Here is a 14,518-nt window from a genome sequence, read left to right on the forward strand (position 1 = left end):
CGTTCAAGATGCAGCCGGCCGTTGCGCCGCCAGTTTCAAGACCTCGTCCAGGTAACGCTGCACGGTCTCGCGCGGTCGCAACCGCTGGGCCCGCTGCAACAGCTCCGCGGCCCGCCGGTACTCCTGATACCGCACCAGCAGTTGTGCATGTTTCACGAGCGCATCCGCCGCGGACGACTCGATCTGGGCGGCCGCCTGGTACCGAAACTCGGCCCGCTCGCGATCTCCCTTCTGCGCATAACACTCCGCGGCCCAGATCAGGGCCTGACCATCCATCGGATCTCTCGTCAACAGGGCCTCCAAAAGTTGCAGTGCCTCGTCCCAGGAGGCCCGGGACATGGCCGCCCGGGCCTTGAGCCGCGTCCACGTGTACCGATGCTCCACCGGGACGGCCGCCCCGTCCTCTCCTCCCAGGGCGGTCAGATACTTTTCACCCATTTCCGTCTGCCCCTGGGCCAGCATCACTTCCACGGCGCGCAAGACCCGCTGCCAACCTGCGTCGGGCTCCTTTTCGAGGGCCTCTTGATAAACCGGCAGGGCGGTGTCGGGCGTCTCCAACAACACGTACAAATCGGCCAGAGTAAAAAGGTCCTCGGCCCGCGCCGCCCCCAGACGCCGCACCGCTTCGTAGGCGACCGCAGCCTCGGTTCGTTCATTGCGGAGCAGATGCAGTTTGGCCTTCCACGTCCAGAGGGCCGCCCGGTCCGGATCCCGGTTCAAAAGTTCTTCCACCAGCTTGAGGGCCGGCTCGTACCGGCCGCTGGCGGCCCATGCCTGCAACAGTTGAAGTTGCAGCGGCAGATCGTCCGGCCTGAAGATCAACGCCTGCTCCGTGGCCGCCGCTGCGGCGACCGGCCGGCCCGCCTGAAGATGGGCAAATCCCAGCAGTCCGAGCGTTGCAGCATCCGCGCCGCCCAGTTCCAATGCCCGGCTGAGCGCGCGCACCGCGCCTTCCGCATCACCCAACCGCACCGCCACATAGCCCAGGTTTTTCCACGCACGGAGATAATCCGGATGCTTCGCCACCGCCGACTCCAACCAGACCCGTGCCTGGGACAGGTCACCCGACTGGAAAAGGGCCGTGCCCAGCGCAAAATCGAACACGGCCGAGTTCTCCGGCCGGGCCAGCGGTTTCAACACCTCCACGGCGCGGGTCGGGCCCTCTCGCAGCGCCGGCACCACCTGCTCGCGCCAGATCCGTTGCTCCTCTTCGCGCAGGCGAGGCTCCACCGCAGACTGAAAGCCGTACGACCCGAGCAGCCGTTGCTGAAAATCCGGCCGGTTCCACAACGCTGCCAGAGGGTTCGAACCCTCGACCGGAGCGAAAAGGCTGGTGCTGCCGGACGGTTGCCCGGTTTCAGCCGTTCCGTTCCCACGTCCGGCCTTCTCGCGGCCCGTCTGACCGCTGGTGGCCGCGGAAACGGTCAGCCCGCAGCACAGCACCAGGCTCGCACCCAGAACCCACCAGCGTCGCCGGCAGGGTCGTGCTCCGCCGGTTGCCAGGTTTCTGCGGCGGCTTTGGGCCGCCATCCACGTTCTCAGCCAGGAATGACGCGTTTTCATCGGGGAATCGAAAAGCGGATCGGTTGCCTCAGGTAAGTGCGAACCGGCCGGCCGTCCTTTTGAGCGGGTCGAAACCGCCATTTCCGAACAGCCTCCAGGGCCGGCGCCTCGAATTCGGGCCGGGTGGACTGTTCGACGCGCGGGTCCTGCACCTGTCCCTGCTCGTCCACCACGAACACCAGCACCACGCGTCCTTCCACTCCGGCACGACGGAGCGAGGCCGGATAAGCTGGCGGTACGGCAGAAACCAGTTCCGGCGGCTTTTCCACCTCGCCCATGGCAAAAGCCCCGCCGTCGGAAATGGCTGCTGCAGGATCCAGCAGAGGCACGGCCACGCCACTCCAGGCACCTCCGGCGCCGGTCGCCACGTCCAGGTCCACGCTCAGGTTCAACGTGGGATTGGCCTCCGCCAACGATGGCGGCGGCGGCTCGGCAGGGTCCTGCGGAGGCGGCGGTGGCGGCGGCTCCTCCGCCTGCGGCGGCGGGGTTTCAAGGTTCACGGTTTGAACCGCGGTCAGAAGCCTCAACCGCTGGACGCGGCTGGAAGCCATCTGCGTGAACGGAAGAACCAGAAACACCGCCAGCGTCAGAAGCGCGGCACCGATCCAGATCCGGATCCACTCTCCCCGGCCGGTCCCGCCTCGTGTCATGCCAACGTGCCTCCGAGCCATCGCTCGCGCGTGCTCAGGATCCGGCCGGATCCGTCGCGATACTCACGCTCTTGGCCCTGCCCAGCTTGGCCTCGTCAATCACCCGCACCAACAGGCCGGCTGGCGCGTTCCGGTCCACCTGCAGAACCACCGGCAGGGGTTCCTCCTGACACAACCGGCTCACCAGGGGGCGGACACCGCCCACGCCGATCTCCTGCCCGCCATGGATCACCTGTCCCTGCGCGGTGATGGCGATCATGATGCATTGTTTCTCCAGGGTCTGGGCGCTGATGGCCTGGGGCTTGTCCACCTCCGTGCCGGTCTCCTCCACGAAAACCGTCGTCACGATGAAGAAAATCAGCAGGATGAACACCATGTCGATCAACGGCGAGACGTTGATCTCGGTCAGTTCATCCGCCTCCACCAGGGTGCGGCGATGTCTCATGCTTTGACAGAGACCGGCAAGTCGTTCACACGGGCGCCTTTCTTCCGGCGGGCCCGCGCCTGTTGCACCACCAGGCTTTCCAACCACGCAAGAAACGCCTGGAACTCATGACGACGGCGCCTGGCCCAGTACACCATCATCATGCCGGGCAGCGCGATGCACAGCCCCACCTCCGGCGGGAACAACGCCTGCGAAATCCCGGCGGCCATCGCCTCGGTGATCCGGCCACCGCCGCCCTCCGCAAGGGCCCGGAACGTCACCAACATCCCCGTGACCGTCCCCAACAATCCCACCAACGGCCCCGCCGCCACCAGTGTGCTCAACAGCGCAAGCCGGCGTTCCTCGGCCGGACCATACAACTGGACGACAGCGGCAAAACGCCGGCGTACGACGGTCTCATTCTCCTCCTCCGCGCCGGCCGACTTCAGCAGCACTCGCGCCGCTGGCGCGGCCTGGTCCGGGTCCGCAACCCACTTTTGCCAGTCCGCCTCGGTGCCCCAGCGATCCGGCCACCGCCGCATTCGCTGGATCAGACGCAAACCCGTGGCGAACATGAGCAGGGACACCGCAGCCAACGGCAGCATCACCCAGCCACCCTTCACCCACGTCTGCAGGATGCTCTCGATCATGGTTCCACTCCTTCCCGAACGCGTGCCGGGGTTCCGGGCTCCGGCAGGCCGTTCAAAAACGCCAGACTGATCTGCTCCAACTGTCCCAGCAAACCCTTCAACCGCCTGGAAAGCAGCGCGTGCAGCAGCAGTGACGGTATGGCCACGATCAGGCCGAACTCCGTGGTGATCAGCGCCTCGGAGATACCGCCGGCCAGTGTTTTGGGATCACCCGTGCCGAACACCGTGATCACATTGAAGGTGTTGATCATGCCCGTCACGGTGCCCAACAAACCCAGAAGAGGCGCCGCCGCGGCCGCCAGGGCCAGAAACGGCAACCCCCGTTCCCAACGCGGCCGCAGGGCGAGCATCCTCTCGTACAACACCTCCTCGACGGCCTCCTTCGGCTCCCGCCAGTGCAACAGTGCCGCCTCCAGGATCCGCCCCACCGGCCCCTGGATCTGGCGTGCGGCCCGTTGCGCCCGTTCGGTGTTCCCCTCCGACAACGCCCCCAGCACCGCCTGCACCTCCTCGGGCGTGGCCATTGGCACCCGGCTCAACTGAATCCATTTGACCACGAAAACCGCCAGCGCACCCAGACCCAGCAGCAGAATCGGCACCATCACCGGACCGCCCTTCCGGATGTGCACCCACAACGGGTCCTTTGTCGCGGCAATCTTGAGCGCGTTGCCCCGGGTGGGATCCACCGGCACTTCGCCGTGCCCCCTGTCGGCCACCTCCTGGATGCCGGCCGACGCGGCCCCGCCCATCTCGGCAACCTCGGGTGCCGGTGAGTTCAGTCGCACCTGCGTCACTCCGGCCGGGCCCTGGCCGCCGGCGGCGGCGAACCAGACCAAGGGACCCAGCGACACGTACCGTCCCTCCACCAGCTCCCCGCCGGCAGCCAGAGCACGGCCCGCCCAAAGGTCGCCCCCCACCAACCGTTCCAGCCGTTCGAGCCCGACCTCGATCAGGGCCAGTTCGCGCTCCAACCGCCGGGCCGGTTCCACCACGTCCTCCGACCGCGCACGCTGGAATTCGCGAAGCGCCGCCTCGTATCTCGGTGCCTCCGCCGCGTGCAACCGGCCCGCAAAGGCCTCGAAGTAGTTGTGAAGGAGCCCCTCCACGGCAGCCACTTCGTTGCTCCGCGCCCTCACCTCAGCCTTCAAAACGTTCAGTTCCACCAGCGCATTGTCCGCAGCGCGCCGGGCCCGATCCCATTCCTCGCGGCGCGCCTTCACCGCCTCCTCCAGTTCGCGCAACCGCCGGACCAGCGGGAGCCGTTCCTCCTCGATCTGCGCGCGCGTCCGGGACAGTTCCTGCAACGCGGCTTGCAGGTCGGCGCGCGCCCCGGCTTCCAAAGGCACACCCTCGCCCGCCCGCACCCACCCAGTGCACAAGAGGGCGAGCGACAGCCCCAAACCCAACCGTCTCCTCCGAGTTGACGCCTCGTGATTCATCGGATCTCCACCGGCAGATTCACAAACCGCGCCGGTCGTTTGCCCTCGTACACCTCGACAGCCTCACGAATGCGGGACGCCAACGCCGGGTCTTCCACCCAGCGCCACCCTCCTTCCACCGGCACACCGCGACCGGCCACACGGCCGTTCTCGTCCACATACCACGCCTGACCCAGACCGAGATAAAGGACCGTGACACGCACGGGCTTGCCCCCCGGCCCCGTCCGCAACTCGGGATGCAACGTAACCGCAGTGTGGAACTTCTCGACCTCGTTCAGCAGCGTGACCAGCGCCTGAAGACGCCTCGTCTGGCTCAGGCCCGCCTCCTGAGCCAGACGGTCCAGCAGCGGTTGCACCGTCCTGTTCAAAGGCTCCGGAAACAGGGGCGCCAGTTTTCGCATCCGTTGCTCCAGGCGCGGCAACCGGGAAGCCAACAGGTTCAGCGCTTGTTCGAACTCTTCCTTGCGTGCGTCCGCCTCGGCGCGCTCCCGCGCCACGGCCGTGCTCTGCGTCTGAACCTGCGACAACTCCGTCTCCAGCGACTTCAGCTCGCCCTCCAGCATGAGCCGCGTCTGCTCCAACATCTCACGCTCGGCCTGCCAGTCGGATCGCACCTTCGAAATCGTCTGTCGGGTCCGGACCCACTGCTCCAACACGGCACCCGCCTCCGCGGGCGCCGCGTCCTGCGCAGCCGAGCCGGCCCGGGCGGCCACCAACCAGGCCGCGCACACCAACCATCCTTTGCCTCTCATGCCGGGCGCCATCTTGCCGGGCGCCGCTGACAACCGTGTGCCGGATTTGTGACACCTGCGTGACAACCGGCCGCATGACAACGACACCCCCCTCGAACCAACCGCCACCCTGCCCGATGACACCTCACCCAGGCCGAAGCAGGAAGAATTCGCGCTCCCCAGTTCCACCTTTTAACTTGCAAAAGCGTGAACAGACAGTGGTCCAAGGTCCCGACCCTCGCGTTGACCGCCGGTGTCGCGCTGCTCGGATGGGCTGGCGCGATCGTTTCGCAAGCCGTCCTGACAAATCCGGGTTCCATTGCCCGCCAGCAGCCCGGTCCGGACCCAGGTCCGGCAACAAACCCGCGGCCTGCCATGCCGGAGCTGCCAGTCAACCCCATCCTGCCGGGCGCGGATCCCCACGTCCTCATCCACCAGGGCACCTTCTGGCTCTACCCCACACGCGGCGACGGACGGCCCGACCGGTTCTTCGCCTTTTCCTCCACCAACCTGCACCACTGGGAACGGCACGGCCCGGTCCTGAGCTTGGAAGAGGTGCCGTGGGTCCGCGAGGACGGCGCCCCGCAACACTACGCGTGGGCCCCTTCGACCCTGTTTCACCGGCATCGCTGGTACTTCTACTATTCGGTGGGCCCGCAGAACCCCACACCCTCGCGCATCGGCGTGGCCGTGGGAGACCGGCCGCAGGGTCCGTTCCGCGACAGCGGTCGCCCCTTGTTGGTGGGAGGACCGGATTTCGAGGCCATTGATCCCATGGTCTTTGCCGACCCCGTTTCCGGGAAACTCTATCTCTACGCAGGCGGCAGTGCCGGATCCAAACTGCGCGTGTTCGAACTGGCCGAGGATCCCACCCGGATCGCGCGAGAGGTGCCGGTGGAAACCCCGCCGCACTTCACCGAGGGCGCCTTCATGCACCTGCGCCAGGGGCTGTACTACCTCTCCTACAGCCACGGCAACTACCGCGATGCATCCTACTCCGTCCACTACGCCACCGCCCCCGGCCCCGTCGGTCCCTGGACCTATCGAGGAGTCATCCTTGCCAGCGACGCCACCCGGAAGGGCCCCGGACATCATTCCTTCGTTCAAATGCCCGGCACCGGTTCCTGGCTGATCTTTTACCATCGCTGGGAGGGACAAAGCGGAAACGGACCCTACCGAGGCCGGCGCTGGATTTGCGTGGACAAGGTGGAGTACGACTCCGACGGCGCCATCCGGCCCGTCCGGATGACCGGCGGGTCCTGAACCGCCTCGGGGTGGCCCGCCGGCCCGCGGGTCCTCCACTGGTAACACTTTACTCGGGGAACGCTTCCGGCTTCCATACCCGCATGCGCGTCCGAAACCAACTCATCGCATGCTGCCTCGTCTGTGCGGGCACCCTGGCGATGGCTGCACCGGGGTCGGATTGGAAACTCGTTTGGGCGGACGAATTCGATCGCCCCGGCCTGCCGGACCCCACCCGCTGGAATTACGAGGAAGGTTTCGTCCGCAACCGCGAACTCCAGTACTACACCGTGGCGCGCACCAACAACGCCCGGGTCGAAAACGGTCTGCTCATCATCGAAGCACACAAGGAACGGTTCCCCAACCGGCGCCACCGGCCGGACGCACCGCCGGAACGCTGGCAGCAGAGCCGCCAGTTCGCCGAGTACACCTCCGCCAGTCTCACCACACGGGATCGCGCCTCCTGGACGTACGGGCGATTCGAGATCCGTGCGCGTGTGCCCGGCGGCCGCGGGACCTGGCCGGCCGTCTGGATGCTCGGCACCAACATCACCGAGGTCGGCTGGCCCGCCTGCGGCGAAATTGACATCCTGGAGTATGTGGGTCACGAGCCCGGCATCGTCCACGCCAACGTTCACACCCGGGGCTACAATCACGTCCGCGGCAACGGTCGGGGCGCCCGCCTGCGTGTCCCGGACGCCGAAACCAACTTCCACACCTACGCCCTGGAATGGACTCCCGAACGCCTTGATTTCTTCGTGGACGATCGGAAGTTCTTCACCCTGGAGAACGATGGAACCGGCGCGGATTCCTGGCCCTTCGACGCACCACAATATCTCATCCTGAACCTTGCCATCGGCGGTGCCTGGGGCGGTCAACAGGGCGTGGACGATTCCATCTTCCCCTGCCGGTTCGAGATTGACTACGTACGCGTCTACCAGCGTGCGCCGCAGCCGGGACGTTGAGTCCGCCGCCCCGGACGTCCGATCCAAGGGGTGAGACCGTGCCCGGCGCCGTCCGGCCCCGTGCCGGCCCAGCACCAGCCAGCCGTGTACAGGGCATGAGGCATTCGCGCACCTTCGGCACCCGGATGCGCAGACAGATGCACGGGCCGGATGACCATCTGTCTCAGGGTGGCAACCAGGTTTCCACCCGGTAAAAGGCCGCCCCTTGGGCAGGCTCGACCGGGAGGACAAAATGATAACAATCGGGCGCGCCGGGATCGGTCTCGCAGGCGGTGCGCCAGACCGGACGCCAGCCGGACGCTCCGTTCAATCCCAGCACCGGGGTGGTGGCCAAGCCCAGTCGGCCCGCCGCGGCATTGGTGGAAGCAACCGCCAGAACCAGGTTCCCCGGGCTTTCCCACCGCACCGCCAGAACCCGCACGGGCAGCAGCTGAACCTTCCAGGTGGCCACGGAAAGCAGGAACGTCCGGGACACCCCCTCACCCGGCGCCAGGTCACCCAGGTCCAGAGCCAGCGCTCCGCTCACGTACCGTCCCTCCGGAGGCATGAACCAATCCAGCCCGCTCAGCCCATTGGTCTCGACACTCCAATGCACCCCCACCGGCGGCTTGCCCGTGATGTGGCTGTCCACATTCCACCTGCCAAAGTATCCGCACTCCCACGCTGCCGGCGGATGATCCACGTGAAGCGTCAGCACATCGTGCAGCCAGACGGTTTCACCGGTCCGGCTGTCGCGCGCCATCGACCGGCCCTGCAGCGTCAGATCGTAGTGAAACTCTCCCAAGGGCCCGCCGTAGTCGCGGTCGTCAAATGCCGCACAGCGGCTCTCCAAGCCGTGGACGAATTGAAACAGGCGGACCTGACGCAGGAGGGAGGCGCTCCGGTTGGTGACCGAACAGGTCTGCCGGAACACGTATCGATCCGTCCGCAGAAAACCCGGCGGCCGGGATTGTGTCCGCGGCACGATGCCGGCCGCGATGCCCATGCCCGTGTCAATCATCTCGTAGGTCAGCACAACGCGCAGGTGAGCATTGGTCACCACCGACCGAAGGACCGGAAACCCCCACTGATTGGTGGGGGTGTTGCGCCCCGGCGGTTCCACCGGCTGCTCCACCCCAAAATCGGAGTTCGACGTCCAGTCCGGATAAAGCCAGAGCGGCTGCAGCCACCGCGGACCCGCAGGCCCATCCGGCGTGACGTAGCCCACCGCCGTGGCCCACTCACCGGAAAGGTATTCCCGCCCCACGAATCCAGGGCGCCGGTCCAGGGCGAAATCGGCGTAGCCGAAGTCGGTGACCAGAATCTCCCAGTTCGGGCTGCTGACAGCCGTGCCGGTGATCGGGTCGGGACGAGCGCCAGGAACGATGACAATCAAACCGAGCAACGCCCCCCGGAGCCACACACTTGAATCGCGGCCTCGCCCCCTGCTCATGACACCTTCCTACCAAAGGCGCACGGGGCCTCGCAACCGCGATTGGGCCCTGACAATCCGGCGCGGACCCGGCACCCTCCGGGGCATGCAAAGGTGCCCCGACACTTTCACGGCCGCCGGCCCGCCGGGCTTGACACTGGCTGCAACGGCCACTTAGCGTAATTTGCGCCGGTCTTGAGGGCTGTTGCCGTCCATGGATGAAAGTTCGACAACCTACGCAGTGCTCGCGGCGTTTTTGATCGTGGCCGTGCTCTTTGCTCTGGTACCGCTGGCGCTGGCCCGGCTCTGGGCACGCCGCTTCGCCCCTCCGAAGCCGGGCCCGGTAAAGAACAGCATCTACGAGTGCGGCCTGGAATCGCGCGGAGACGCTTGGAAGCCGTTTCGCAGTTCCTACTACATCTACGCCATTGTCTTCCTCGTTTTTGACGTCGAAATCGTCTTCCTGCTGCCGTTTGCCGTGGCCTTTGGCGGGCTGACCGCCGGGGGCGTCCTGGCCATGATGCTGTTCCTGGCACTGCTCGTCGAAGGACTCCTTTGGGCCTGGAGCAAGGGGGTGCTGCGGTGGGCATGAGCCGGCAACGGAAACCGATGGCCCGGGCACTGGGCGACAGTTGAGCGGGTTCGGATTGGGGTTTAGGTTGGGTGACCATGGACGCAGGACTGCGCAGTGAATTGCAACGGCACGGGATCTTCGTGACGACCCTGGAGGAGCTGTACAACTGGGGTCGGAGCAATTCTCTGTGGCCGTTGGGCTTCGGCCTCGCGTGTTGCGCCATCGAGATGATCGCCGCTTCGATGGCACGCTACGACCTGGCACGGTTCGGGGCGGAGGTGTTCCGGCCCTCACCCCGGCAGGCCGATCTCATGATCGTGGCCGGGACCGTCACCAAGAAAATGGCCCCCCAGGTCGTGCGCCTCTACAACCAAATGGCCGAACCCAAATACGTGATCGCCATGGGCGCATGCGCCATCTCCGGCGGCCCCTTCAAACAGGGTTACAACGTCCTGAAGGGGATTGACCGCTACATCCCGGTGGACGTCCACATCCCCGGTTGCCCGCCGCGACCGGAGGCGCTCATCCACGCACTGATGACGCTTCAGCAACGTATCGCGGAGGAATCCCTCACCGGCCCGAACCGGCCCCGCCATCTCCGGCCGGACCAACCCGGAGAGTATCCGGTTCCCGAGTACGGCCCCCACGACCTGGTCCCTCCCAAAAACCCCGAGATCTGGCATCCGCCCGTCATCCAGCGCCCGGTTTGAGGCCATGGAATCCCTGGAATCCATTCGCGAGCGCATCCTTCAAGCCGTCCCCGGTGCACAGGTGGACATCATCCACAACCCGTCCCCGTCGGGACAGCATTCGCTTCTGGTGGACGCGGAACACGCCCTCGCCGTGGCGCGCTTCCTGCGGGACGATCCGCAGCTTCGTTTCGATTACTGCTCCAACGTGACCGGCGTGGACTGGCTTGACACCGAAGTCGAGGAAAAGGTCCGGACCCGGGTGCTGGCCGATGGCCGGGAAAAGGAAGTGGAGGAAACACAGAAGCGCGTCCGTCCCGGATACCTCGAGGTGGTCTATCACCTCTATTCCGTCGCACTGCGCCACGGTCCCCTGGTCTTGCGCATGCGCACCGGCAACCGGGCCGACCAGGTCCACCTCCCCTCGCTCACCCCCGTCTGGCGCAGCTGCGAATTCCAGGAACGCGAGGTGTACGACCTGTTCGGTGTGATCTTCGACGGCCACCCGGATCTGCGTCGGATCCTGATGTGGGACGAGTTCCAGGACCATCCCATGCGCAAGGACTACGTCGAACCGGACGACTACGAGTACGAGCCCACTCCTCACGACGCCGTGGCGGAAAAGGCCCGGCGATGGATCTCCGGCGGGGCCGCTCCCGAACCGCCTGCCACAGGCTGAATGCGGGCTCCCTGTCTGTGAGGCATCCCTTTGCAACAAGGTGCCCCGCCCGGCCGGCACCCGCCACCTCGTTCCCTTGCCGGCGGGCGTTTCCCAAGGCATAGGTAGTAAGGCCCATGCAAACCGTGGTTGCCAACGGCAAAACCGTCGAGGCGCACCTGCCCTGCACGCTCGAGGAGTTCCTTCGCGCACAGGGACTGCCGCCGAAGAGCGTCGTGGTCGAACACAACGGCGAGGCGGTTCCGCCCTCCCAGTTCTCCGTGCGGCTGGTGCAGCCGGGCGATCGCCTGGAAATCGTACGGATCGTGGCCGGTGGTTGATACCTGAAGCGGCGGGACAACCCGGCGCCTCAGGCGCACAAATCCGGGCCCGGCGACACACCGGGACCTGCATCCATCCCCGGCCCGCGCACGGCACGACCGTTCCCCCCACGGTTCACCGGCCCGGGGATCGAGGACGCCGTCGCCAGCCGGCTGCGAATTCATATGGGATCTTCCCGCGCGACAGTGTCTCGGGCACATGCGATGCCCGCCACTGGTTGAACCCGCTGCGGAGCCACGCACCCGGCACGGGGCACTTGGACTTCCGCAGGCTGCCGAAAAAGGGGCGGCGCACCTTCCGAAAAACGAAATCCCGCGGCGGAATCACCCTTCCCGCCGCGGGAAAGCCTCGAAAAAATTTTATGGTGCGCATGGCAGGATTCGAACCTGCACGGATTGCTCCACTACCACCTCAAAGTAGCGCGTCTGCCAATTCCGCCACATGCGCACCCGTGCGGCACTATTAAAACACGCGTCCTCGTTTTGTGCAAGGGGTCCCTCACCGCCGGCAGGGCCGCCCCCGGCGCCCCTTGCTCGTGCCTCCGGACCGTTCATTCGCACCTTCCCTGCGTCGGTATCGGAATGCCGGAGCAGACCGCCTTGGCGCGGCTCCGAATCGGGCGTTGGAAGTTGACACCGCGGGCATCGGCCCGTCACGTTGCCCGTTGATGCGTCGTCCATCAACAGTCCTCGTCGGCCTCCTGCTGACCGCCGGACCTCTGGCAGCAGACTACCCTGTGCAGCCCGTCCCCTTCACCGAGGTCCGGTTCACCAGCGGCTACCTGGCCATCCGTCAGACCACCAATCGAGCCGTGACGCTGCCCTTTGCCTTGCACCAGTTGGAAACCTCCGGGCGACTGCGCAACTTCGACTTGGCGGCGGAAGTCATGCGCCGGCGCGCCGCCGGCGAAACCCATTACCAGGTCAAACCGCCCACCGAGTATCCGTTCGATGACTCGGACGTGTACAAGGCCATCGAGGGCGCCTCCTACTGCCTCGCGCTGGAGCCCGACCCGGCCCTGGCCGAACGCTTGGAAGCCATGATCCGGCGCATCGCGGCGGCCCAGGAACCGGATGGTTACCTCTACACCTGGCGCACGATGCACCCGGATGAGCCGGCCCATCCCTGGATCGGACGGGAACGCTGGGTCAAATCCCCCGAACTCAGTCATGAGCTCTACAACCTCGGCCACCTGTACGAAGCCGGCGTGGCCCATTATCAGGCCACCGGCTCGCGTTCCCTGCTGGAGGTCTGCATCAAAAGCGCCGAGTTGCTGGGGCGCGATTTCGGCGACGGCGAACCGCGCATCGCGCCGGGGCACCCGGTCATCGAAATGGCCCTGGCAAAACTCTACCGGATCACGGGCGACCGGCGCTGGTTGACCCTGGCCCGCTTCTTCCTCGACTGCCGCGGTCAAAGCGGCAACCCCTACAGTCAGGATCACCTGCCGGTGGTCAAACAAACCGAGGCCGTCGGACACGCCGTGCGCGCCAACTACCTTTACAGCGGGATGACCGACGTGGCCGCATTGGCCGGGGACAGGTCTTACTGGAACGCCGTCGTGCAGCTGTGGGACGACGTGGTGGGAACCAAGTGGCATTTGACCGGTGGCTGCGGCGCGCGGGCCTCCGGCGAGGCATACGGCGAAGCGTACGAACTGCCGCACCGCTGCTACAACGAAACCTGCGCCGCCGTTGCCTTCCTGTTCTGGAGCCACCGCATGTTCCTCATGACCGGTGACGGCCGGTACATGGACGCCTTCGAACGCACCCTCTACAACGGTGCCCTCAGTGGCGTGAGCCTGTCCGGCGACCGGTTTTTCTATCCCAACCCGCTCGAGGCGGACGGATCCTACGGGCGCTCTCCATGGTTCGGCTGCGCATGTTGCCCGCCGAACATCTTCCGGCTGCTCGCCTCCCTCGGCGGATACGTGTACGCAGTCCAAGACGACACCCTGTTCGTCAACCTCTACGGTTCTTCAGCGGGCCGGGCCTCCGTGGCCGGCACACCCGTGCGCGTGGAACAAACCACCGACTACCCGTGGAACGGCGAGATCCGCCTGCGTCTCCATCCCGCCCGCACCACCCGTTTCACCCTGCGCCTGCGCATCCCCGGCTGGGTGCGGGGCCGGCCGGTCCCCTCGGACCTCTATCATTACGAGGACCCCACCCCGGCCGACTGGTCGGTCGAGGTCAATGGCCGCAAGATTTCCCCCGAGCTGGACCACGGCTATGCAGTCGTCACACGCGATTGGACAGCCGGCGACGAAGTCCGCCTCCACCTGCCCATGCCGGTGCGACGCGTCCTCGGCAATCCACGCATCGCCGCCACGCGCGCGCAGGTTGCACTGGAACGCGGCCCCACCGTGTACGCGTTCGAGGGCGTGGACAACGAAGGGTACGTCTTCGACATCGTCCTGCCGCGCACCGCCAGGATCCGGCCCTGGCACCGCCCCGAGCTGCTGGGCGGCGTGACCGTGCTGGAAATCGAGGAGGCGCAACGGGCCATCCGGACCGAATCCGGCAACCGTACGACCCGGCCCACCCGGCTGACCGCCATCCCCTACGCCACATGGGCCAACCGCGGCCTCAGTCCCATGACCGTCTGGGTGGCCCAAACACCCGATCGCGCCCGGCCGGCCCCCCGGCCCACTCTCGCCACCCGCGCGCGCCTGACCGTCTCCTTCGCACGCGGCGGCATGTCGCCCGAACCGATTCGCGACCAGCTCTACCCGGGCGATTACCCTGACGGACAGGCCCGGCAGTTCGATTTCTGGCCGCACAAGGGCGGTTGGGAATGGTTGCAGTACGAGTTCCCATCCCCGGTGGAATGCAAGGCCGTCACCGTTTCCTGGTTCGACGACACGGGCACCGGCGAATGCCGCCTGCCCGTGTCATGGCGCGTGCTCCACCGGGACGCCAACGGACAGTGGCAGCCTGTTCATGCCCTGGACGAGTATGCGGTGCGCAAGGCCGACCCCGTTCGCGTCCGGTTCGAACCGGTCCAAACCGATGCGCTCCGGCTGGAAGTCCGCCTCCGCCCGGGATTCAGTGCCGGTCTCTACGAGTGGGAGGTGCACTGACCCACAGACGCCGTCCCTGCCGGGCCTCACCCCCGCCGGGCGGCTTCCATCGAGCACCTGCTTTTGGATGGCCCGCCCGGGCGGTGCAAATCCCCTTG

14 protein-coding genes and 1 tRNA gene are annotated in these 14,518 nt (G+C 66.4%); 7 read left to right on the top strand and 8 right to left on the bottom strand.

What is annotated here, in order from left to right:
• Window positions 1-3: 3 nt before the first annotated feature.
• Genes ACPDIX_RS04665 through ACPDIX_RS04690 form a run of 6 tightly spaced genes read right to left on the bottom strand, consistent with a single transcriptional unit; the run spans window position 4 to window position 5,478 of the window.
• The gene (locus ACPDIX_RS04665; protein WP_423430620.1) at window positions 4-1,563 is read right to left on the bottom strand and encodes a tetratricopeptide repeat protein; all 1,560 of its coding nucleotides are present in this window, start codon (window positions 1,561-1,563) and stop codon (window positions 4-6) included.
• A complete protein-coding gene (locus ACPDIX_RS04670; protein ID WP_423430621.1) occupies window positions 1,560-2,213 on the bottom strand; it encodes an energy transducer TonB in 654 nt (217 codons plus the stop codon). The genes ACPDIX_RS04665 and ACPDIX_RS04670 overlap by 4 nt, the downstream gene beginning before the upstream one ends.
• Window positions 2,214-2,247: 34 nt before the next feature.
• A complete protein-coding gene (locus ACPDIX_RS04675; RefSeq protein ID WP_423430622.1) occupies window positions 2,248-2,658 on the bottom strand; it encodes an ExbD/TolR family protein in 411 nt (136 codons plus the stop codon).
• Window positions 2,655-3,287: a MotA/TolQ/ExbB proton channel family protein gene (locus ACPDIX_RS04680; RefSeq protein WP_423430623.1), complete on the bottom strand. Its 633-nt coding sequence runs from the start codon at window positions 3,285-3,287 to the stop codon at window positions 2,655-2,657. Before ACPDIX_RS04680 ends, ACPDIX_RS04675 begins: the two co-directional genes overlap by 4 nt.
• Window positions 3,284-4,693 carry a MotA/TolQ/ExbB proton channel family protein gene (locus ACPDIX_RS04685; protein WP_423430624.1) on the bottom strand — a complete coding sequence of 470 codons (1,410 nt, stop codon included), beginning with the start codon at window positions 4,691-4,693 and terminating at the stop codon, window positions 3,284-3,286. The genes ACPDIX_RS04680 and ACPDIX_RS04685 overlap by 4 nt, the downstream gene beginning before the upstream one ends.
• A gap of 29 nt (window positions 4,694-4,722) precedes the next feature.
• Window positions 4,723-5,478 (bottom strand): DUF3450 family protein, encoded by a 756-nt coding sequence (locus ACPDIX_RS04690; RefSeq protein WP_423430625.1) that lies wholly within the window; start codon window positions 5,476-5,478, stop codon window positions 4,723-4,725.
• A gap of 354 nt (window positions 5,479-5,832) precedes the next feature.
• Here ACPDIX_RS04690 and ACPDIX_RS04695 point away from each other — a divergent pair, with 354 nt between their 5' ends.
• Complete coding sequence (locus ACPDIX_RS04695; RefSeq protein ID WP_423430626.1) at window positions 5,833-6,720, top strand: family 43 glycosylhydrolase; 888 nt, start codon at window positions 5,833-5,835, stop codon at window positions 6,718-6,720.
• Window positions 6,721-6,803: 83 nt separating this feature from the next.
• Complete coding sequence (locus ACPDIX_RS04700; protein ID WP_423430627.1) at window positions 6,804-7,664, top strand: glycoside hydrolase family 16 protein; 861 nt, start codon at window positions 6,804-6,806, stop codon at window positions 7,662-7,664.
• 163 nt (window positions 7,665-7,827) lie between these two features.
• Here ACPDIX_RS04700 and ACPDIX_RS04705 read toward each other — a convergent pair whose 3' ends face one another.
• On the bottom strand, window positions 7,828-9,096 hold the full coding sequence (locus tag ACPDIX_RS04705; RefSeq protein ID WP_423430628.1) for a hypothetical protein: 1,269 nt from the start codon (window positions 9,094-9,096) through the stop codon (window positions 7,828-7,830).
• Between the two features lie 193 nt (window positions 9,097-9,289).
• Between ACPDIX_RS04705 and ACPDIX_RS04710 the strand changes: the two genes are divergently transcribed.
• From ACPDIX_RS04710 to thiS, 4 genes are all read left to right on the top strand, one after another.
• Window positions 9,290-9,667, top strand: coding sequence for an NADH-quinone oxidoreductase subunit A (locus ACPDIX_RS04710; protein ID WP_423430629.1), 378 nt, complete (start codon window positions 9,290-9,292; stop codon window positions 9,665-9,667).
• 77 nt (window positions 9,668-9,744) lie between these two features.
• Window positions 9,745-10,359, top strand: a complete 615-nt coding sequence (locus tag ACPDIX_RS04715; protein ID WP_423430630.1) for an NADH-quinone oxidoreductase subunit B — start codon at window positions 9,745-9,747, stop codon at window positions 10,357-10,359.
• Window positions 10,360-10,363: 4 nt separating this feature from the next.
• The gene (locus tag ACPDIX_RS04720) at window positions 10,364-11,017 is read left to right on the top strand and encodes an NADH-quinone oxidoreductase subunit C (protein WP_423430631.1); all 654 of its coding nucleotides are present in this window, start codon (window positions 10,364-10,366) and stop codon (window positions 11,015-11,017) included.
• A gap of 116 nt (window positions 11,018-11,133) precedes the next feature.
• On the top strand, window positions 11,134-11,337 hold the full coding sequence (thiS, locus tag ACPDIX_RS04725; protein ID WP_423430632.1) for a sulfur carrier protein ThiS: 204 nt from the start codon (window positions 11,134-11,136) through the stop codon (window positions 11,335-11,337).
• 363 nt (window positions 11,338-11,700) lie between these two features.
• On the opposite strand, the gene ACPDIX_RS04730 is transcribed toward thiS, so the two are convergent.
• Window positions 11,701-11,785: transfer RNA gene (locus tag ACPDIX_RS04730), tRNA-Leu, on the bottom strand.
• Between the two features lie 220 nt (window positions 11,786-12,005).
• On the opposite strand from ACPDIX_RS04730, the gene ACPDIX_RS04735 reads away from it, so the two are divergent.
• On the top strand, window positions 12,006-14,420 hold the full coding sequence (locus ACPDIX_RS04735) for a glycoside hydrolase family 127 protein (RefSeq protein ID WP_423430633.1): 2,415 nt from the start codon (window positions 12,006-12,008) through the stop codon (window positions 14,418-14,420).
• Window positions 14,421-14,518: the final 98 nt, after the last annotated feature.

The organism is Limisphaera sp. 4302-co, assembly GCF_049537155.1.
Classification (GTDB): Bacteria; Verrucomicrobiota; Verrucomicrobiia; order Limisphaerales; family Limisphaeraceae; genus Limisphaera.